Origin of the sequence: Mycetocola zhujimingii (assembly GCF_003065425.1) — a bacterium.
Taxonomy (GTDB): domain Bacteria; phylum Actinomycetota; class Actinomycetes; order Actinomycetales; family Microbacteriaceae; genus Mycetocola_A; species Mycetocola_A zhujimingii.
The window spans coordinates 2109263-2128336 of sequence record NZ_CP026949.1; the positions used below are offsets into that span (position 1 = coordinate 2109263).

The 19074-nt window shown below is 65.3% G+C and carries 21 protein-coding genes; 10 read left to right on the top strand and 11 right to left on the bottom strand.

What is annotated here, in order from left to right:
• The first annotated feature begins 2 nt into the window (after nucleotides 1-2).
• A complete protein-coding gene (locus tag C3E77_RS10090; RefSeq protein ID WP_108391517.1) occupies nucleotides 3-1361 on the top strand; it encodes a DNA recombination protein RmuC in 1359 nt (452 codons plus the stop codon).
• 246 nt (nucleotides 1362-1607) lie between these two features.
• Here the strand turns inward: C3E77_RS10090 and glpX are convergent, their stop codons facing one another.
• Nucleotides 1608-2600, bottom strand: a complete 993-nt coding sequence (gene glpX, locus C3E77_RS10095; RefSeq protein ID WP_108391518.1) for a class II fructose-bisphosphatase — start codon at nucleotides 2598-2600, stop codon at nucleotides 1608-1610.
• A 324-nt stretch (nucleotides 2601-2924) separates the two neighbouring features.
• On the opposite strand from glpX, the gene fbaA reads away from it, so the two are divergent.
• Nucleotides 2925-3950: a class II fructose-bisphosphate aldolase gene (gene fbaA, locus C3E77_RS10100; RefSeq protein ID WP_108391519.1), complete on the top strand. Its 1026-nt coding sequence runs from the start codon at nucleotides 2925-2927 to the stop codon at nucleotides 3948-3950.
• Between the two features lie 68 nt (nucleotides 3951-4018).
• Here the strand turns inward: fbaA and C3E77_RS10105 are convergent, their stop codons facing one another.
• Together C3E77_RS10105 and C3E77_RS10110 are read right to left on the bottom strand one after the other, a co-directional pair.
• Complete coding sequence (locus C3E77_RS10105) at nucleotides 4019-4648, bottom strand: DUF6264 family protein (protein ID WP_108391520.1); 630 nt, start codon at nucleotides 4646-4648, stop codon at nucleotides 4019-4021.
• Entirely contained in the window at nucleotides 4645-5679 is a 1035-nt protein-coding gene (locus tag C3E77_RS10110; protein ID WP_108391521.1) for a 4-hydroxy-3-methylbut-2-enyl diphosphate reductase, read from the bottom strand. The genes C3E77_RS10105 and C3E77_RS10110 overlap by 4 nt, the downstream gene beginning before the upstream one ends.
• Nucleotides 5680-5765: 86 nt before the next feature.
• On the opposite strand from C3E77_RS10110, the gene xseA reads away from it, so the two are divergent.
• From xseA to C3E77_RS10135, 5 genes are read left to right on the top strand one after another with little or no spacing between them, the layout of a single operon-like run.
• The gene (gene xseA / locus C3E77_RS10115) at nucleotides 5766-7001 is read left to right on the top strand and encodes an exodeoxyribonuclease VII large subunit (RefSeq protein WP_108391522.1); all 1236 of its coding nucleotides are present in this window, start codon (nucleotides 5766-5768) and stop codon (nucleotides 6999-7001) included.
• Nucleotides 7002-7010: 9 nt separating this feature from the next.
• Nucleotides 7011-7241, top strand: coding sequence for an exodeoxyribonuclease VII small subunit (locus tag C3E77_RS10120; protein ID WP_108391523.1), 231 nt, complete (start codon nucleotides 7011-7013; stop codon nucleotides 7239-7241).
• Nucleotides 7238-7891, top strand: a complete 654-nt coding sequence (locus tag C3E77_RS10125) for a DUF4245 domain-containing protein (protein ID WP_108391524.1) — start codon at nucleotides 7238-7240, stop codon at nucleotides 7889-7891. Before C3E77_RS10120 ends, C3E77_RS10125 begins: the two co-directional genes overlap by 4 nt.
• The gene (locus C3E77_RS10130) at nucleotides 7891-8544 is read left to right on the top strand and encodes a carbonic anhydrase (RefSeq protein WP_108391525.1); all 654 of its coding nucleotides are present in this window, start codon (nucleotides 7891-7893) and stop codon (nucleotides 8542-8544) included. Before C3E77_RS10125 ends, C3E77_RS10130 begins: the two co-directional genes overlap by 1 nt.
• A gap of 25 nt (nucleotides 8545-8569) precedes the next feature.
• Entirely contained in the window at nucleotides 8570-9967 is a 1398-nt protein-coding gene (locus C3E77_RS10135; protein WP_108391526.1) for a class II fumarate hydratase, read from the top strand.
• Between the two features lie 87 nt (nucleotides 9968-10054).
• Here C3E77_RS10135 and C3E77_RS10140 read toward each other — a convergent pair whose 3' ends face one another.
• The 5 genes from C3E77_RS10140 to C3E77_RS10160 form a co-directional block, all read right to left on the bottom strand.
• Nucleotides 10055-11038 (bottom strand): aldo/keto reductase, encoded by a 984-nt coding sequence (locus C3E77_RS10140; protein ID WP_108391527.1) that lies wholly within the window; start codon nucleotides 11036-11038, stop codon nucleotides 10055-10057.
• A 43-nt stretch (nucleotides 11039-11081) separates the two neighbouring features.
• The gene (locus tag C3E77_RS10145) at nucleotides 11082-11675 is read right to left on the bottom strand and encodes a prepilin peptidase (protein ID WP_108391528.1); all 594 of its coding nucleotides are present in this window, start codon (nucleotides 11673-11675) and stop codon (nucleotides 11082-11084) included.
• Between the two features lie 63 nt (nucleotides 11676-11738).
• Entirely contained in the window at nucleotides 11739-13112 is a 1374-nt protein-coding gene (gene phoH2 / locus C3E77_RS10150) for an RNA 5'-3' helicase PhoH2 (RefSeq protein WP_108391529.1), read from the bottom strand.
• 205 nt (nucleotides 13113-13317) lie between these two features.
• Nucleotides 13318-14439 (bottom strand): aminotransferase class V-fold PLP-dependent enzyme, encoded by a 1122-nt coding sequence (locus C3E77_RS10155; RefSeq protein ID WP_108391530.1) that lies wholly within the window; start codon nucleotides 14437-14439, stop codon nucleotides 13318-13320.
• A gap of 9 nt (nucleotides 14440-14448) precedes the next feature.
• A complete protein-coding gene (locus C3E77_RS10160; RefSeq protein ID WP_108391531.1) occupies nucleotides 14449-15234 on the bottom strand; it encodes an isoprenyl transferase in 786 nt (261 codons plus the stop codon).
• A 61-nt stretch (nucleotides 15235-15295) separates the two neighbouring features.
• Here C3E77_RS10160 and trhA point away from each other — a divergent pair, with 61 nt between their 5' ends.
• Nucleotides 15296-16102 carry a PAQR family membrane homeostasis protein TrhA gene (gene trhA / locus C3E77_RS10165; RefSeq protein ID WP_108391532.1) on the top strand — a complete coding sequence of 269 codons (807 nt, stop codon included), beginning with the start codon at nucleotides 15296-15298 and terminating at the stop codon, nucleotides 16100-16102.
• A gap of 45 nt (nucleotides 16103-16147) precedes the next feature.
• Here trhA and C3E77_RS15425 read toward each other — a convergent pair whose 3' ends face one another.
• The 3 genes from C3E77_RS15425 to mca all read right to left on the bottom strand — a co-directional run bounded on the left by C3E77_RS15425 (nucleotide 16148) and on the right by mca (nucleotide 17912).
• Entirely contained in the window at nucleotides 16148-16600 is a 453-nt protein-coding gene (locus tag C3E77_RS15425; RefSeq protein ID WP_158270254.1) for a nitroreductase family deazaflavin-dependent oxidoreductase, read from the bottom strand.
• A 113-nt stretch (nucleotides 16601-16713) separates the two neighbouring features.
• On the bottom strand, nucleotides 16714-17049 hold the full coding sequence (locus C3E77_RS15530) for a hypothetical protein (RefSeq protein ID WP_198410413.1): 336 nt from the start codon (nucleotides 17047-17049) through the stop codon (nucleotides 16714-16716).
• Entirely contained in the window at nucleotides 17046-17912 is an 867-nt protein-coding gene (gene mca / locus C3E77_RS10175; protein WP_108391534.1) for a mycothiol conjugate amidase Mca, read from the bottom strand. The genes C3E77_RS15530 and mca overlap by 4 nt, the downstream gene beginning before the upstream one ends.
• 139 nt (nucleotides 17913-18051) lie before the next feature.
• Between mca and C3E77_RS10180 the strand changes: the two genes are divergently transcribed.
• Together C3E77_RS10180 and greA are read left to right on the top strand one after the other, a co-directional pair.
• Nucleotides 18052-18447: a DUF4307 domain-containing protein gene (locus C3E77_RS10180; RefSeq protein WP_158270255.1), complete on the top strand. Its 396-nt coding sequence runs from the start codon at nucleotides 18052-18054 to the stop codon at nucleotides 18445-18447.
• 82 nt (nucleotides 18448-18529) lie between these two features.
• Nucleotides 18530-19021 carry a transcription elongation factor GreA gene (greA, locus tag C3E77_RS10185; protein ID WP_108391536.1) on the top strand — a complete coding sequence of 164 codons (492 nt, stop codon included), beginning with the start codon at nucleotides 18530-18532 and terminating at the stop codon, nucleotides 19019-19021.
• Nucleotides 19022-19074: the final 53 nt, after the last annotated feature.

The window sequence follows — 19074 nt, forward strand, 5'->3', positions numbered from 1 at the left end:
CCATGGACCCCATCGCGACCCTTCTGCTCGGACTTTTACTGGGCGCGGTGCTCGGCGCGCTTGCCACGCTCGTTGTCGTCCGCCGCCGCAAGCCAGGGGCGACGATCGACCCGGTGACCCAGGCGCGGCACGAGTCAGAACTGGCCCGTGTCCACGCGTCAGAGGCTGAGCGTCACGCCCAGCTTGCCGAGTTGCTTGCCCGTGCTGAGACACGCGCGACCGCCCTGCAGGAGCGGATCGATGCCCAGCGCGAGCAGTACCAGGATCTCGTGGAGCGCCACCGTCGCGAGCGTGAAGAGGATGCCGAGCGGGCACGGACCGAAAGCCGGGTGCTGCAGGCACTTGCGCCGGTTCGTGAGAGCCTCCAGGAGATGCAGCACAAGGTCACCGAACTCGAGGCGCAGCGCAGCAGGCAGCACGGCGAGCTGGCGCAACAGTTGCGGAGCGCCACCGAGTCCGAGGAGCGGCTCCGTTCGACCGCCGAGTCGCTGGCATCGGCGCTCAACAACAATTCGACCCGCGGAGTTTGGGGCGAAACCCAGCTGCGCAGTGTGGTTGAGGCGGCGGGTTTGCTTGAGCGCGTCGACTTCGATGTGCAGTCGAGCATCACGTCCGACAGCGGTGCCGGCCGGCCCGACATGGTTGTCTACCTCCCCGGCGGCAAGAGCATCGCCGTGGATGCGAAGGTTCCGTTCAGCTCATATATCGAAGCGAGCGCTATTCCGCTGACGGCATCCGAACCGGAACTCGCGCGTCGCGCCTCACTGATGCGGGCGCACGTGAAGGCGGTGCGCGACCACATCGTCACGCTCGGCAGCAAGACCTACTGGAACGGACTCGACGCGAGCCCCGAGATGGTCATCGCGTTTATCCCGAGTGAATCGCTCGTGTCGAGTGCGCTCGAGGCCGACCCCACGATCATGGAGTTCGCGTTCAGCAAGCGGGTGGCGCTCTCCTCCCCCGTCACGCTCTGGTCGGTGCTCAAGACGGTGGCCTTCAGCTGGCAGCAGGATGTCGTCTCGCAGGAGGCGAAGACGCTCTTCGATCTCAGCCGCGAGCTGTATGGCCGACTCGCGACGATGGCCGGTCACATCGACAAGCTCGGCCGGTCGGTGAAGGCGACGGTGAACGACTACAACCGGTTCGTCGGCTCGCTTGAGCGCCAGGTGCTGCCGTCGGCGCGCAAGCTCAACGTGCTCGATGAGTCGAAGACCATCCCGCCACTCGCCGAGGTGGAAGACGCCGCGCGCGACCTCAGTGCATTCGAGCTGATCGGCGAGCTTGAGCAGGGCCGGATCACGCAGGACATTCGCGACCGGGCTGCCGACGCACCGCTCACCGAGGCGCCCGACCGCCCGTAGGCGCGGCGGTTCTTCGTTCCCGCCCCGCGGCATCCGGTCGTACGTCACAGAATGCGGCATACGCCCGCGGAATGTTCATCCGTCGCCAATGCCGACTTCCGCACCACAAACCGGACATTCGTGACGGACGAACGCCAGCGCCGAATGCGGAGCCGCGCTCATCCGTCGTCGCGCCCGCAGCATCCGCTCGTTTTCGTGACCGATGAAGCGGGTTATGCGCCGGGAACCCCGGCACGCTGAAAGGGTCTACTCCTCGAGCCACTTCGCCGCGAGGTGGTCTGCGGTGATCCGCCGGATCGTGCCTGACTTCGACCGCAGCACCACGCTGTGGGTCCGGATGATCGGTCCCATCCGCCGCACGCCCTCGACCAGTCCACCGTCGGTGACTCCCGTGGCCACGAAGAACGTGTTGTCGCTGTTCACGAGTTCGTGCGCTTCGTACACGTAATCCATCTTGAGGCCGGCGTCGATGCCCTTCTGACGCTCGACGTCGTCCTTCGGCGCCATGATCCCCTGGATCAGTCCACCGAGCGCACGCACCGCACACGCCGTGACGATGCCTTCAGGGCTCCCGCCGATCCCGACACACATGTCGATGCGGGTCTCGTACCGTGCAGCGTTGATTCCGCCGGCGACATCGCCGTCGAGCATGAGCCGGGTTCCGGCTCCCGCCGCGCGGATCTCGTCGATGAGCTGTGCGTGGCGCGGCCGGTCAAGCACGGCGACGGTCATGTCGCCGACGTCCTTGCCCTTTGCCTTCGCGAGGGCGCGCAGGTTCTCGCCGATGGGCTTGCGAATGTCGACGACACCGATGCCCTCGGGCCCTGTCACGATCTTGTCCATGTAGAACACGCTCGACGCGTCGAGCATGGTGCCTCGGTCGGAAACCGCGATGACCGACAGCGCGTTCTGTCGACCGGCGGCGGTCAGGCTCGTGCCGTCGATGGGATCAACGGCGATGTCGCAGGCGGGTCCCTGGCCGTTGCCGACGTGCTCTCCGTTGAAGAGCATCGGCGCTTCATCCTTCTCGCCCTCTCCGATGACGACGACACCGTCGAAGTTCACGGTTCCGAGGAACGCGCGCATGGCGTCAACGGCGGCTCCATCAGCGGCAAGCTTGTCGCCACGGCCGATGAAAGGCACAGCACGGATGGCCGCTGCCTCGGTCGCGCGAACCAGCTCGAGGGCGAGGTTCCGGTCGGGGTGGTGGAAGAGAGGGGCGGTGTCTGACTCGGTCACATTGGTCCTTTATCGAAAACGACGGCGGTTGCGATGGCGGGCTCGCTGTGTACCCTTCCAGCCTAACCGGGTGGGCTGGCATCGGCACGGTACCGGTGCACAGCCGCGCAAACGTGCAGCGATGGCGCCCCCGAGCGCCTTATTCGGACGGAACTCGCGGCAACACTCCTGCGCGGACAGAAACGGCGAGAGTTCGTCGCCTGGAGCGACCGTTTTCGGCCAGGCAGCGCGGCGAAACTCCCGCGACGATGGCCCGGCCCTGCCGCGACCCCCGCGCCCTCAGTAAGCTAGCCACGAAGACAACCCCTCTCTCAAGGAGCAGTTATGCCCGTCGCAACCCCAGAGCAGTACGCCGAGATGCTCGACACCGCCAAGGCGAAAGGCTTCGCCTTTCCCGCGTTCAACGTGTCCAGCTCGCAGACCATCAACGCCGTACTGCAGGGCCTGACCGAAGCCGGCTCTGACGGCATCATCCAGGTCACCACAGGTGGAGCCGACTATTTCGCCGGCCACACGGTCAAGAACCGCGCCGCCGGCGCCATCGCCTTCGCGAAGTTCGCCACTGAGGTGGCGAAGAACTACCCCATCACCGTCGCACTGCACACGGACCACTGCCCGAAGGATGCACTCGACGGATTCGTCCTGCCGCTCATCGAGGCATCCGAGGAAGAAGTGAAGGCGGGCAACAACCCCCTCTTCCAGTCGCACATGTGGGACGGCTCCGCTGTTCCGCTCACCGAGAACCTCGAGATCGCCAAGGACATGATCAAGCGCACCCGCGCGATCAACGCCATCCTCGAGGTCGAGATCGGAGTCGTCGGCGGTGAAGAAGACGGCGTCAGCCACGACATCAACGAGCACCTCTACACGACACTCGACGACGCCATCGCGACCGTCGAAGCGCTCGGCCTCGGCGACAAGGGCCGGTACATGGCCGCCCTCACGTTCGGCAACGTGCACGGCGTCTACAAGCCAGGCAACGTAAAGCTCAAGCCGGAACTCCTCAAGGAGATCCAGGACGGCCTCGCCGCGAAGTACGGCACCGCCGCGAAGCCGCTCGACCTCGTCTTCCACGGTGGATCCGGATCCACGGATGCCGAAATTGCGGAAGCCGTCGCCAACGGTGTCGTCAAGATGAACATCGACACCGACACCCAGTACGCGTTCACCCGCTCGATCGCTGACTACATGTTCAAGAACTACGACGGCGTCCTCAAGATCGACGGCGAAGTGGGCAACAAGAAGCTCTACGACCCGCGCGCCTGGGGCAAGGTCGCCGAAAGCGGCATGGCTGCCCGCGTGGTCGAGGCCACCCGCCAGCTCGGCTCAGCCGGACACGCGATCCGCTAAACAGCGTTTAACAGACGGATGCCCCGACCACCTGGTCGGGGCATCCGTCAGTTAACGACACACGTGCGTCAGCCGGCGGCACTCATCTGGTCGACGTACTCCATGAATGCCGGGTCGGCGCTCATCGCCACAGCGATCGCCGCAATGACGACAATGTTCGCGATCACTCCAGCGACGAGAGGAATCCACCACGCGAGCTTTCCGCGACGGAGGGTGCGTACCGACAGCCAAAGCGCGAGTCCCCAGACAACGACCTGGGTGATGAGCGCACCCCAGCCCAGGGAGAACGCGAGGTCATCTGTGGTGAAGTCACCGATCCCGAGTTGCGTGAAGGCTGGGCCGATGGCCGCCGGCAGGTTCATCAGCGCCGGCAGGGTCATGAAGGCGGTGATCAGGCCGAGGCCGAGCAACGCGATTGTCGCGAACCTGTCGCCAGCGGACGGGACAACCCGTCCGCCTTCCTTGAGCCGGGTGTCGTCTCGCCCGGCGCCGCGTGGGGTAGCGTCCGGGGACCCGGCGTTCTGGCGGGACGTGTCAGGACGCTGCACGCCCTGAACCGTAATGTGGCTCGACGGAGACTCCTGCGATTGGACGGGGACCGACTCGACGTCATCGAGCGGCACCTTGATCGCGTTCCGCTGTGCCTCCGGCGTGGCGTACTCGCCGAACTGCGGCCGTGGCCGTTGCGGGTCGCTCATGGTCGTGTCCGTCCGCCGAGTGCACGGTTTTCGCGCGCACCCTTCAGGTTGGTCCGAAGTTCCTTGGGCAGCGAGAACATCAGGTCTTCTTCGGCTGTCTTCACTTCTTCGACGTCACGGTATCCGGCACCGGACAGGTCGCGGAGCACCTCGTCGACGAGCACCTCGGGAACAGACGCACCGCTGGTCACGCCGACCGTCTCGACACCGTCGAGCCACTCCTGGCGGATCTCGCTCGCGTAATCGACCCGGTACGCCGCCTTGGCACCGTACTCGAGGGCAACCTCGACGAGCCGCACCGAGTTCGATGAGTTGGCTGAACCGACGACGATCACGAGGTCGGCGTTCTCGGCAACCTTCTTGATCGCGACCTGGCGGTTCTGTGTCGCGTAGCAAATGTCGTCGCTGGGCGGATCCTGCAGGTTCGGGAACCGGGCACGGAGGCGGCGGACCGTCTCCATCGTCTCATCGACGCTCAGCGTGGTCTGTGACAGCCAGACAACCCTGTCGGGGTCGCGCACCTGGACGGTGTCTGCCTCATCGGGGCTGCCGACGAGGGTCGTGTGCTCGGGTGCCTCACCCGCTGTGCCCTCGACTTCCTCATGGCCTTCGTGGCCGATAAGCAGAATCTCGAAATCGTCGCGGGCAAACCGAACGGCTTCCCTGTGCACCTTCGTCACGAGCGGGCAGGTGGCGTCAATGGCCTGAAGGCCGCGGTCAGCCGCTGCGTTCACGACGGCAGGTGAGACGCCGTGCGCACTGAAGACAATGTGGGCTCCAGCGGGTACTTCGTCCACTTCCTCGACGAAGATCGCACCCTGCTCCTCGAGCGTTGACACAACGTGGACGTTGTGGACGATCTGCTTGCGGACGTAGACCGGAGCGCCGTAATGCTCGATCGCCTTTTCGACAGCGATGACTGCCCGGTCGACACCGGCGCAGTACCCGCGTGGAGCAGCGAGCAACACCCTCTTGTGTCCGACGACCGGGGTATCCTTGAGCCTCGAACGCACGCCGGGGATCCTCGGCATGGGCAGGCTGACAGTTACGTTACTCACGTATCGATTCTAGGCCGCTCGCACTGTGCAGAGGCTGGATGAGGCTGAGGAGCGAATAGATGTCGACGGAACCGGCGACGGCAGAGAAACCGTGGCCGGTGGGGCTGCTCAGTTCCAAGATCCGTGACTACATCGACAGGCTCGGCACCGTCTGGGTCGAGGGCGAGATTTCCCAGTGGGGTATTTCGGGCGGGAACATCTACGGCAAGCTCAAAGACGTCGACGGTGACGCGACGGTGAGCTTCACGATCTGGTCATCGGTGCGTGCCAAGCTGCCCGACGACCTGAAGCACGGCGACCGCGTCATCGCACTGATCAAGCCCAACTACTGGATCAAGGGCGGCAGCCTCACGATGCAGGTCTTCCAGATGAAGCACGTCGGCCTCGGCGACATGCTCGAACGCCTGGAACGGCTTCGACGACAGCTGGCGAGCGAGGGACTCTTCGACGCCGCCCGCAAGAAGCGCCTTCCCTTCCTGCCCCACTGCATCGGACTGATCACGGGCAAGGACTCCGACGCCGAGAAAGACGTCATCCGCAACGCTCAGTTGCGCTGGCCCGCGGTGGACTTTCGGGTGGTCCACGCCGCCGTGCAGGGAGACCGCACGGTCCCCGAGGTGGTCTCGGCGCTGAAGACGCTCGATGCAGACCCGAGAGTCGACGTCATCATCGTGGCTCGCGGTGGCGGTGACTTCCAGAACCTCCTCGGTTTCAGCGACGAACGCGTCATCCGCGCCGCTGCGGCGTGTGCAACGCCGATCGTCAGCGCCATCGGCCACGAGGCCGACCGTCCCCTGTTCGACGACGTCGCCGACCTGAGGGCATCGACCCCGACGGATGCCGCCAAGCGCGTGGTCCCCGACGTCACTGAAGAGCTGTCCAGGGTCCAGCAGGCCCGAACCCGCCTGACCATGAGGCTGACCGGGTTCCTCAGCAATGAAACAGCCAGGGTGGACGCCATCCGCTCACGTCCGGCGCTGTCGTCATCATCGTGGATCATCGACGCGCGCGCGCAGGAACTGACCAGGTACGTGGCACGGGGTACCGAGCTCATCGAGCGCGCCCTCGACCACGAATCGCGGACGACGGCAGAACTCAAGGCGCACCTCAAGGCGTTATCGCCGCAGCGCACCCTCGATCGTGGCTACGCGATCGCCCAGGACCCTGATGGCCATGTCATACGATCGGCGGCCGACGCACCGGCAGGAACCAGGTTCACCCTCACACTCGCCGACGGAGCCATCGCGGCGTCGAGCGAAGGTGCCCTCGAATCGCGCAGTCCAGCCCGCGGTTAGGATGGACTCATGCCAGAAAACCCCGAGGTTTCCAGCCTCAGCTATGAGCAGGCGCGCGACGAACTGATGCGCGTCGTCGCCGAACTCGAACAGGGTTCATCGACCCTCGAGCAGTCGCTCGCCCTCTGGGAGCGCGGTGAAGCCCTCGCCCAGCGCTGCGAAGACTGGCTGATCGGCGCCAAGGCGCGCCTCGACGCAGCACGGGCTGCCGCAAGCACTGCGGGGCACCCCTCAGAATGAGCCGCCAGCGTCCCCCTCGGGTCGTCGCCGAACTTGGCAGACCCGAAACCCCGGAGGAAACCGCAGCACGCAAAGCGGAGAACTCCCGTAAGTACCGCGGTGCCAAGACGGTCAACAACCTCGTCTATTCGCTTCTCGTCACCGTCGGGCTCGTCGTGGTCATTGTGCTCGCCGTCCCCCGGTCCGACACGCCCGTGTACGAGAGCGTCGACTACAACTCGGTCGCCGAGGAAGCACAGAACTCATATCCCCAGCCGCTCGCAAATCCCGACCTGCCCGACTCCTGGACGTCAAACCGCGCTGACGTCGGCAAGACCGGCGGGGTGCGCAGCTGGAATATCGGGCTGATCTCACCGTCCGACCAGTTCATCGGGATCACCCAGGGTTTTGACGCCAACGAGACCTGGGTCGCCCAACAGCTCAAACAGTCCCTCGCGTCATCGACAGAGTCGATCGCCGGCATCGAGTGGACCGTTTACGACAACCGCGACGACACCGATGGTTACGGCAACGTGCACTACGCCCTGACCACCGTCGCGGGCGACAGTACCTTCCTCATCTTCGGCACGGGATCGGAGCCTGAGTTCCGGGCCGTCGCCGAAGCAATCTCCGGTGATGTCACCGCCAACCTCGAGTCAGGAGACCGCTGATGCCCACAACGCGACCTACGAAAGCCTGGGAAGTCATGATGCGCGGCAACGCGCGCTTCGTTGCCGGTGAGCCCCAGCATCCGCGCCAGGATGTCGAACGCCGCGAGTCCCTCGCACACGCCCAGACACCGGACGTCGTGCTCTTCGGCTGCTCTGACTCCCGCCTGGCCGCAGAGATCATCTTCGACAAGGGCCTCGGTGACCTCTTCGTCGTCCGCAACGCCGGGCAGGTCATCTCTGACTCGGTCGTCGGCTCCATCGAGTACGCCGTCGGCGTGCTCGGCGTTCCGCTCATCGTGGTCCTCGGACACGACGAGTGCGGTGCCGTTCGCGCCGCCATCGACTCGATAGCTTCGGACGCACCGCCGCTCCCCCACCACATCTACAACCTGATCCGCCAGATTGTGCCCGCTGTGAAGCGCGTCACGGGCGGCAACGGAGTGAACCCCGCCGAGGTCGACGCGAGTGAAGTAGGCCGCGAACACCTCAGGGACACCGTTGCCGAGCTGCTCGAGCGCTCTGAGATGATTAGTGACGCGGTCGCCAGTGGCGTTCTCGGCATCGTCGGCGCGAACTACAAACTGCTCGAGGGCACTGCCGTTCCCGACATCATCATCGGCAACATCTCAACCACCGACATCGACGCAAAGTAGCGTCTCAACCACGAGGAGACTGACCGTGTCAGATACCACCGAGTACCGCATCGAACACGACACGATGGGTGAGGTTCGCGTACCTCGATCTGCGCTGTACGGTGCACAGACCCAGCGCGCCGTCGAGAACTTCCCGATCTCGGGTTCCGGCCTGGAGTCGGCGCAGATCGCTGCCCTCGCCCGGATCAAAAAGGCGGCTGCGGCAGCCAACGCGCGACTCGGCGTTCTCGATTCCGCCATCGCGGATGCCATCGGCAGCGCCGCTGACGAGGTCATCGCCGGCACCCACGACGACCAGTTCCCGATCGACGTCTACCAGACGGGCTCCGGCACCTCGTCGAACATGAACATGAACGAGGTGCTCGCGAGCCTGGCAACGGCCCGCCTCGGTGCGCCGGTTCACCCCAACGACCACGTGAACTGCTCGCAGTCGTCGAACGACGTCTTCCCGACCTCGGTCCACATCGCCGTCACAAGCGCTCTCATCGATGACCTCATCCCCGCGCTCGACCACCTCGCCGTTGCCCTCGAAGCGAAGGCCGAGCTGTGGAAGAGCGCGGTCAAGTCCGGCCGCACGCACCTCATGGACGCAACACCGGTCACCCTCGGCCAGGAGTTCGGCGGCTACGCCCGTCAGGTCCGGCTCGGCATCGAGCGTATCCGCACCGCGCTCCCCCGGGTCGCTGAAGTTCCCCTCGGCGGCACGGCGGTCGGCACCGGAATCAACACGCCCGCCGGGTTCCCGCAGCTCGTCATCCAGTTGCTCGTCGACGACACCGAGCTGCCGATCACCGAAGCAGCCGACCACTTCGAAGCGCAGGCGAACCGCGACGGCCTCGTCGAGGCATCCGGCGCCCTTCGCACCATCGCCGTGAGCATCACCAAGATCTGCAACGACCTGCGCTGGATGGGCTCCGGCCCCAACACCGGTCTCGGCGAACTCAACATCCCCGACCTCCAGCCGGGCTCGTCGATCATGCCGGGCAAGGTCAACCCGGTGATCCCCGAGGCCGTGCTCATGGTCGCATCGCGGGTCATCGGAAACGACGCAACCATCGCGTGGAGCGGCGCTTCGGGTTCATTCGAGCTCAACGTGCAGATCCCCGTGATGGGAACAGCGCTGCTCGAGTCGATCCGCCTGCTCACCAACGCGAGCCGTGTGCTCGCAGACAAGACCATCGACGGTCTCGAGGCAAACATCGAGCGGGCCGCCGAACTCGCGGGAATGTCGCCGTCGATCGTCACGCCACTCAACAAGATCATCGGCTACGAAAAGGCCGCGAAGATCGCCAAGTACTCCGTCGCCGAGGGCGTCACTGTACGTGAGGCCGTCGTCGCCCTCGGCTTTGTCGAGCGTGGAGACATCACCGAGGAGCAGCTGGACTCAGCCCTCGACCTGTTGTCGATGACTCACCCGGGCTAATTTTGGAACAGAAAAGCCGGCCGGAGGGATACCCTCGGCCGGCTTTTCTGTTGTGACGCGGCTGGTTGTGACGCAGCTGGCCGCGCGCTACCAGCGGTCGTGGATGGCCGCGCGGAAGTCAGCGTCGTAGATGGAGCGCACCGCGTCGAGGTACTCCTGCGGCAGTGGTCCGGTCGTGCCTGCCTTCGCATTCGACGTCGCCTGGGCAATCGACCTGGCGCCGGGGATCACCGTCGAAACTCCGTCCTGCTGCGTGACCCACGCGATTGCCGCCTGTGCGGGCGTCAACCCTTCGGGGACGAACGCCGACAGCTCGGTCGCCGCGCGCACACCGGTGGCGAAATCAACACCGGAGAACGTCTCGCCGACATCGAACGCACTGCCGTCGCGGTTGTAGTTGCGGTGGTCGCTCTCGGCGAACTGGGTTTCTGCCGTGTACCTGCCGCTCAGCAGGCCGGAAGCCAGCGGCACACGGGCGATGATGCCGACACCGGCCTCGCGAGCCGCCGGAAGCACGCGGTCAAGCGGCTTGAGACGGAAGGCGTTGAGAATGATCTGAACGGATGCCGTTCCGGGGCGCGCGATCGCTGCGAGGGCTTCGTCGGTGGTTTCAACGCTCACGCCGTAGTTGGCGATGACGCCGTCCTCGACGAGCGTGTCGAGAGCGTCGTACACGGCATCGGTCGAGAGAACAACCGACGGCGGGCAGTGCAGCTGCACGAGATCGAGCCGGTCGACACCGAGGTTCTTGCGCGAACGGTCCGTCCACTCCCGGAACTTCGCCAGCGTGAAGTTTGCGGGGTCCTGTTCCTCCCGCCGGCCCATCTTGGTAGCCACAGTGACACCGACACCCGGGTTCGCCGCGAGGAATCGGCCGATAACCGTCTCACTCCTGCCGTCGCCGTAGACGTCAGCGGTGTCGAAGAACGTCACTCCCGCCTCGACAGATGCGTCCAGCACGGCGAGCGCGTCGCTCTCCGACACCTCGCCCCAGTCGGATCCGAGTTGCCAGGTGCCGAGGCCGACGATCGAGACGGGGCGGCCGGTTCGTCCGAGAATGCGTTGTTCCATTTCTCCAGACTAGGTCCAGGAGCAACCGCGGGTCTGGGGTTGACTATCCACCGCTCGCTTCGCCCACCAGCCCGGAAGCGACGACAGCCAGCCAGAACCCGGCGAGGAGAAACGGACCGAACGCCACCCGCCGGCGCGCCCGGAGCCCCGCTGGGCCAGACGAAGGAGCCAGCAGCGCAGCCGCCCCACCGATCGCGCCGAACAGGAACGCGCACACGAGTCCGACGGCTACCCAGTGCACACCGAGGGCGCCGAGACACAGGCCGAGAACACCACCGAGTTTCACATCCCCCATGCCCATCCCGCCGGCGATCGAGAGAAGGAGAAGAAACACGAACACCCCGGCGCCCGAGGCGAGCGCGGGCAGCGGCGCGGTTCCTCCGGCCGCCCACTCGGCGGCAAGCGCCAGGAGGACCACCGGGTACAGCGGGAGCACGATCCGGTTGGGCAATCGATGCTCGGCCACATCGATCCGCACCAGCTCACCGGTGACGACGGCGAGCGCCAGCACGCCGATACAGAGCGGGCGGATGCCGACAGCCAGCACCGTGAGCATCGCAAGGAGGACGACGACGGGCGCTCGGGCCACCCACTCGCGGGCCGGCGGTTGAAGGCCCCGGATCCTGGCCAGACTCATGGCGCAACGCTAGCCGAGCTGCGGCATCCCCCTGAGGATTATCCACAGCCCGGCTGCCTGCGGTCAGGCCAGTTCGTTGCCCTCCAGCAATTCGGTCACGAGGGCGGCGATGGAGCTGCGCTCGGACCTCGTGAGCGTGATGTGCGCGAACAGGTCGTGGCCCTTGAGCGCCTCGATCACCGATGCGACGCCGTCGTGGCGACCGACCCTCAGGTTGTCGCGTTGCGCAACATCGTGGGTCAGGATCACGCGCGAGTTCTGTCCGATCCGGGAGAGTACGGTCAGGAGCACGTTGCGCTCGAGGGACTGCGCCTCGTCAACGATCACATACGCGTCGTGCAGAGACCGGCCACGGATGTGGGTGAGCGGGAGCACCTCGAGGAGGTCGCGCTCGATCACCTCGTCCAGCACGTTTTGCGACACCACCGAACCGAGGGTGTCGTAGACGGCCTGGCCCCACGGGCTCATCTTGTCGCCCTGGTCGCCCGGCAGGTAGCCCAGCTCCTGCCCGCCGACGGCGTACAGCGGACGGAACACCATGATCTTCCGGTGCTGCTGACGCTCGAGCACAGCCTCAAGACCCGCACAGAGGGCGAGAGCGGACTTCCCCGTCCCGGCTCGACCTCCGAGCGACACAATGCCGACCTCCGGATCGAGGAGCATGTCGATGGCGAGTCTCTGCTCCGCGCTCCTCCCGTGAAGACCGAAGACATCCCTGTCGCCACGGACGAGCTTGAACTCTCGCTTCCCGGTGACCCTCCCGAGCGCTGAGCCGCGGTCGGAGTGGATGACGAGCCCGGTGTTGAGCGGAAGCCCCTCGACGGCGGCAGACGTTCCAACCTCTTTCTCGTAGAGGTCGCTCATCGCCTCCGCCGAGATCCGGACGTCTGCCATCCCCGTCCAGCCGGAGTCGACGGCCTGCTCCGCGAGGTACTCCTCGGCGCTGAGGCCGATGGAGGCGGCCTTCACCCGGAGCGGGAGGTCCTTCGACACCACGGTGACCGCGAGCCCGTCATTGGCCAGGTTGAGCGCCACCGCGAGGATCCGGGAGTCGTTGTCGCCGAGCTGCAGCCCGCTCGGCAGAACACCCTGGTTCGAGTGGTTGAGTTCCACCCGAAGCGATCCGCCCTCGCCGACCGGAACCGGGAAGTCGAGCCGCTCGTGTTCGATCCGCAGCTCGTCGAGGATCCGGAGGGCCTGCCTGGCGAAGTACCCGATCTCGGGGTCGTGTCGCTTTCCCTCGAGCTCGGAGATCACCACGACGGGAATCACGACGGCGTGCTCGGCAAAGCGGAAGAACGCCTTCGGATCAGACAACAAAACCGAGGTATCCAGGACATAGGTACGCTCGGTCTGTGAGGTGGAATCGTGTGGACGTGTGCTCGGGTCTTCTCTTTCCTGTCGCTGTGATGGTGCTGAGGTTCGTGTCGCGGTCATAGCCACTCCCAGCCGGACATCGAGTCCGGTTCTCTCAGACGAGCAGCCACAACAGGTTTCGAGTCGAACTTATGTGGCCGTCTCGATCAGGTGCGGTACCTGATAACTGAGACGTTACGACTGCCCGACTGCCCTGAACACCGCGACACGCACGACGCAGATTGCGGGCAGGTAAACAATTCCCCCAGTTCGGGATGCCCCTGGCTCAGTACGCGACAGCCGTTTGATACGAGACGAGCGAGTCCCGCAGCATTCCGAGGGTGTCATCGCTCGTCCCGGCGTGGATCGACAGCCTGATCCGGTTCTGGCGAGCCGTCGCCGTCACGCCGTGATTGTGCAGGGAAGCGACGAGAAGACTCACCTGGTCATCGGGAGGGTCGAGGACGACGATGCCCGCGCGTTCGTTCTCGGCTCGCGACGACGCGATGGCGATCCCGAACTCATCGGCGATCTCGATCACCTCGCTGACCCGCTGCGCCACGGCATCCGAGATTGCGGAGATGCCAACGGATGCCACCTGCTCGAGAGAAGCGGCGAACCGCGCCTGCGCGGCCGGGTCCGGGTTGGTCACCGAGTAAGCGCATGCGCCGGAGCTCGGCGGCGGCACGGAGTCCCACGGCAGGTCTTCGTCCGTGCCGGTGTATCCGCTCATCACGGGAACGAGGTGCTCGAGTGCGCTGTCGCTGAGCGCGAGGAAGCCGGTGCCCCACCCGGCCCTCGCCCATTTCTGCCCACCGGACACCACAACGTCGGCAACCTCGAACGGAGCGTCGACAACGGTGAATCCCTGGATGGCATCCACCACAAGAAGGCGGTCACCGATCACCTGGCGGATGCCGTCGATATCCGCGAGGTAGCCGGTACGCGGGTCAACGAGGCTCACCGCGACAGCCGTGATGCTCGGCGTCAGCTGTTCCTTGATCGCGTGCGGCGTCACGCGGCCACCGTCGGTCTCGAGCCACGTCGGCGTGAGGACGTGCATCGATTCCGCGGCGCGAACCGCGGCGAAGGTCACGCTGGGGAAGTCTGCCGGCGAGACCAGCACACCGCCGGTCATACCGAACATCGTGTGCATGAGACCCATGCTGGTGTTCGGCTGCGCAACGATGTGGGACGGCTCGAATCCGGTCAGGGCGGCGACGGCGTTGCGCATGCGTTCGTCCTGCGCACCGAACGCGTCGAGACCGCCAAACCTCGCGCGCGCGAGCGCGTCGATCGAGATCCGTTGTTCGGCCTGAACCACGCGAGCGAGCGGTCCAAGCCTCGCGTAGTCGAGATAGCCGGGTTCCGAGTCGAAGCCGTCGAGAAAATCAGTGAGGGGCGCCACGAGCGGTCCTTACCCGCCGTACCGGCGTTGGCGTCGGGAGTAGTCGCGAACCGCGCGAAGGAAGTCGACCTCCCGGAGGTCGGGTCCGAGGGCCTCGACGAAGTAGAACTCGCTGTGTGCGCTCTGCCAGAGCATGAAATCGCTGAGTCGCTGCTCCCCCGACGTGCGGATGACGAGGTCGGGATCCGGCTGCCCACCGGTGTACAGGTGCTGGCCGATCAGGTCGGGAGTCAACAGCTCCGCCAGAGTCTCGAGGTTGCCGCCCTTACGTGAATGCGCCTCAACGATGCTTCGCATGGCATCCACGATCTCGGTGCGGCCACCGTACCCGACGGCCAGGTTGATGTGCAGCCCACCCTTCTTGGCGGTGCGGGCTTCGGCGGCGCTCAGGGTCGCGACGAGCGGCTCGGGAAGCCCCTCGGTGGATCCGACGTGCTTGACCCGCCAGTCCCGGTAGTGCGAGAGTTCCTCGGCCAGGTCCGCGATGATCTCCACGAGATCGTGCAGTTCGTCCGTCGACCGCGACGTGAGGTTGTCGCTCGACAGCAGGTACAGGGTCACCATCTCGACCCCGAGGTCATCGCACCACTCGAGGAACTCGCGCATCTTCGCCGCGCCGGCCCTGTGCCCGTGCGCTGCGGTCTCGTAACCGAGCTGCTTGGCCCAGCGCCGGTTGCCGTCGATGATCATCGCCACGTGGTGCGGCAGCACCGCACCGTTCAAACCGCGGCGCAGCCGCTTCTGGTACAGGTTGTAAAGAAAGCCGGAACCAGGCTTCGTCCCACTCTTCGTCACACAGTTACGTTAGTGCACTTTGCGTCACAGGCCGATCTCACTGACTTGTATCCTGTGTTCTATGTCCGACAAAGAGGCCGCGCGCCCCGACGGTGTCTCCGACACGGCGGACGCGCTTCGGCACCCACACACAGCGTCAGATGCCGCGGTCAGCGCCGACGAAAGCCGCGGGCCTGACCTGCCAAATATCCCGGTCATCGATGCCTCGGTTCCCGCGGACGCCGACGTCAAACCAACGTGGCGCGGCTGGATCCACGCGGCAACGACGCCGATCACCGTCATCGCCGGCATCCTGCTCGTGACACTCGCGCACGGCACGCCGGCCAAACTGAGCACAGCGGTGTTTGCGTTGACGTCGTTCCTGCTCTTCGGCATCAGCGCCCTGTATCACCGGCTCAACTGGTCGCCCCGCGCCCGTATCCTGCTCAAGCGCATGGACCACGCGAACATCTTCCTGCTCATCGCCGGCAGCTACACACCGATTGCGACACTCGCGCTTCCACCGGAGAAGGGCAATCTTCTCCTGGTCCTGGTGTGGTCGGGGGCGCTCGTCGGCATCGGGTTCCGGGTCTTCTGGATCCACGCGCCGCGCTGGCTGTACGTCATGCTCTACATCGCGCTGGGCTGGGCCGCCGTGATGTTCCTCGTCGACATCTTCGAGGCGAACCCGGTAACGATGACTCTCATCATCGTCGGTGGACTCCTGTACACGGGCGGCGCCGTCGTTTACGCCCTCAAGAAGCCGAACCCGGTACCCGGGCATTTCGGTTTCCACGAGGTCTTCCACGTCTGCACGGTGCTGGCATTCCTCTGCCACTGGACGGGCATCATGCTGCTCGCGGTAAACCCCGTCTACAACGCCGGCTGACGCCAGGGGGTCCGGCGCGGAGGGTCCGGCGCAGAGGGTTCGGCGTCAGGAAGCGGTGTCGTCGGTCATTCGCTCGAGCACGAAAACCGGGATCTCCCTGTCGGTCTTTTCCTGGTAGCCGGCGTAGTTCGGAAAGGCCTCAACGGCTCGTTCCCACCACACGCGCTTTTCCTCGCCGGTGACCTCACGGGCGAGGTAGTCGTGCTTCTGGGGACCGTCCTGCAGTTCCACGTGTGGCTGGGCAAGGATGTTGAAGTACCAGACCGGATGCTTCGGCGCACCGCCGAGGGAAGCGACGACCGCGTAGTCGCCATCGTGCTCCACCCGCATGAGCGCCGTTTTCCGGAGCTTTCCTGAGCGAGCGCCGACGGTGGTCAGAATCACAACAGGTCGCCCGTGGAGCATCGTGCCCTCGGTCCCGCCCGACTGCTCGTAGACCTCGGCCTGATTGCGGGCAAAGTCGGACGTCGATGGTGCGTATTCTCCGGTGAGTGGCATGTCTTCTCCGTTGCGCTGAGTGGACGCTCGTGCGCCCGGCCACAGCTTAGCCACGGAGTCTGGCAGCAGCCCCGGTTGTGCCTCACTGCCGTCCGGCGCGGACAGCGGTTGGCCTAGCGAGGCGTCGTGTCGCCCGTCGTGTCGTCGGGCTCGCTCCGGCCGTCCTGCGGTCGCGGTGTCGCTGGCTGTCCTGGCGCGGACTGCTGGCCGGACTGTGCTGCGAGTTCCTCCTGCAGCCTTTCGTCGATCTCCGCCTTGTAGTTGACCCGGCGCACACGGCGCTGCATGTCGAAGATGAGAGCCACGACCGCGGCAGCGATGACGAACGTGACAACGAACCCCCACACGCCGGGGGTGACATCGTTCGCGTCGACCCCTGACGGCGACGGTGATGGCGTTGTGGCCAGGCGCCACGCGGCATCCGTCATTACGTTCAGAACTGCAGTCATTCGGTGTCCTCGATTCCGGCGAACAGGTCGCTCTCGTTGTCGTCGGTCGGCACGGTGCTCCGGGCCAGCTCGAAGTCTTCATACGGCCAGGAACGCCTCTGCAGGTCATTCGACCAGAAGAAGAAACTCGAATCCGGCGCCACCTGGCTTGCATGCGCTCGAAGCGCCGCATCCCGCACCTCGAAGAACTCACCAGCAGGAACGTGCGTCGTGGCGCGGTCCGGCCTGTCCTTCCGCCACGACAGCATCTCCTCGAGCTGAGCGGTGAGCGGCGACTCGGGGTCTTCGGCGAGGAGCGTGTCTGCGTTGGCTTTCAACCGCTGGTAGTTGAAGACCTGGTCGTAGTAGAGCTTTGATACCTGCCAGGGCTCACCGGCGTCGGGGTATGCCTCGCTGTCAGACGCGGCTTCGAACGCCGCGACGGCGATCTGGTGGCTGCGAATGTGGTCGGGATGCGGGTAACCGCCGTTTTCGTCGTAGGTCACCATGACGTGCGGCTTGAAGCGCCGCACGATCCTCACGAGGGCTTCGGCCGAGATCTCGAGCGGCACGGAGGCGAACGAATTCAGCGGCAGGCTTCCGTCGTCGTTGGGCATCCCCGAGTCGACGTAGCCGAGCCAGCGATGCTTGACGTCGAGGATTCGGGCGGCCTCGGCCATCTCGCGCCGGCGGAGTCCGGCGATGTCGCGTTCGGCATGCGGGCGGTCCGGGAGAGCATCGTTGAGAATGTCTCCACGCTCGCCGCCTGTGCAGCTGACTACGAGGACGTCAACGCCGCGGGAGCGATAGTACGCGGTCGTCGCGGCACCCTTGCTGGACTCGTCGTCCGGGTGGGCATGGACCGACAGGAGCCGGAGAGTCACTGTGTCGCCTGCTTCTTATAGGAGGTGGGGTGGTGGCAAGGTCCGCGCCCGGTCGCTCGGCTCGCGGGAGAGGATATCCTTATACCTACAGACTAAACGGTTGTGCAGATGAGGATTGATGGTTTCGGACAGTTCACGAGTGCCCGACGTCCTCGCGGAACGATACGGCCGATCACCCGGCACCCACCGGCGCGAGAAGAGACTCGGCATCATTGTCGCCGCGGCGTTCGCCGTCGTCCTCGTCGCCTGGGTCACGTGGGCGAGCCTCGACGCGGCGGGTTCGTCGCTGGAAACGAGGGACGTCGCGCACGCCATCGTCTCTGACACCTCGGTCGAGGTGACGTTCCAGCTGACAGTTGAGCCGGAATCAACGACATACTGCGCTGTCCAGGCCCTCAATGAGCGGTTCGCCGTCGTCGGCTGGAAGATCATCGAAGTGCCTCCGTCTGAGATGCGAACCAGAACCCTCACCGAGGGGCTGAGAACCACGGAGCTGGCGAATACGGGTTTGATTTATCGTTGTTGGCTGGCCTAAGCTCTCCTGATACCCGCAACGCGGGTGGATGATTCGCCCTGACTCCCACGTCAGGGCGTCCGTTTTTAGTGAGGAGTTTCCCATGGCTGCAGAGACGACGCAGGTCACCTTCCTGACCCAGGAAGCTTACGATCGACTCGCCGCTGAACTCGCAGAGTTGTCGTCGGTCGGACGCGAAGAGATCGCCAAGAAGATCGAATCGGCTCGCGAAGAAGGCGACCTCAAGGAAAACGGCGGCTACCACGCCGCGAAGGATGAGCAGGGCAAGCAGGAGGCACGAATCCGCACCCTGACCCAGCTGCTGCGCGACGCCACAGTGTCAGAAGCACCGACGAGCCACGGTGTCGTCGAATCAGGAACGGTCATCACGGCGACCGTCGCCGGCGGCGAAGAGGTCTTCCTCCTCGGCAACCGCGAGATCGCCGCAGACTCCGATGTCGACGTCTACAGCGAGCAGAGCCCGCTGGGCAGCGCGATCCTCGGCATGAAGATCGGTGAATCGACCACGTACGCCGCACCGAACGGCAAGGAAATCTCCGTCACCATCCTCAAGGTTGAGACCTACACCGGCTGATCCAGCCGCCAGCGACATAACAACGCACCCGGCCGATTCTTCGGCCGGGTGCG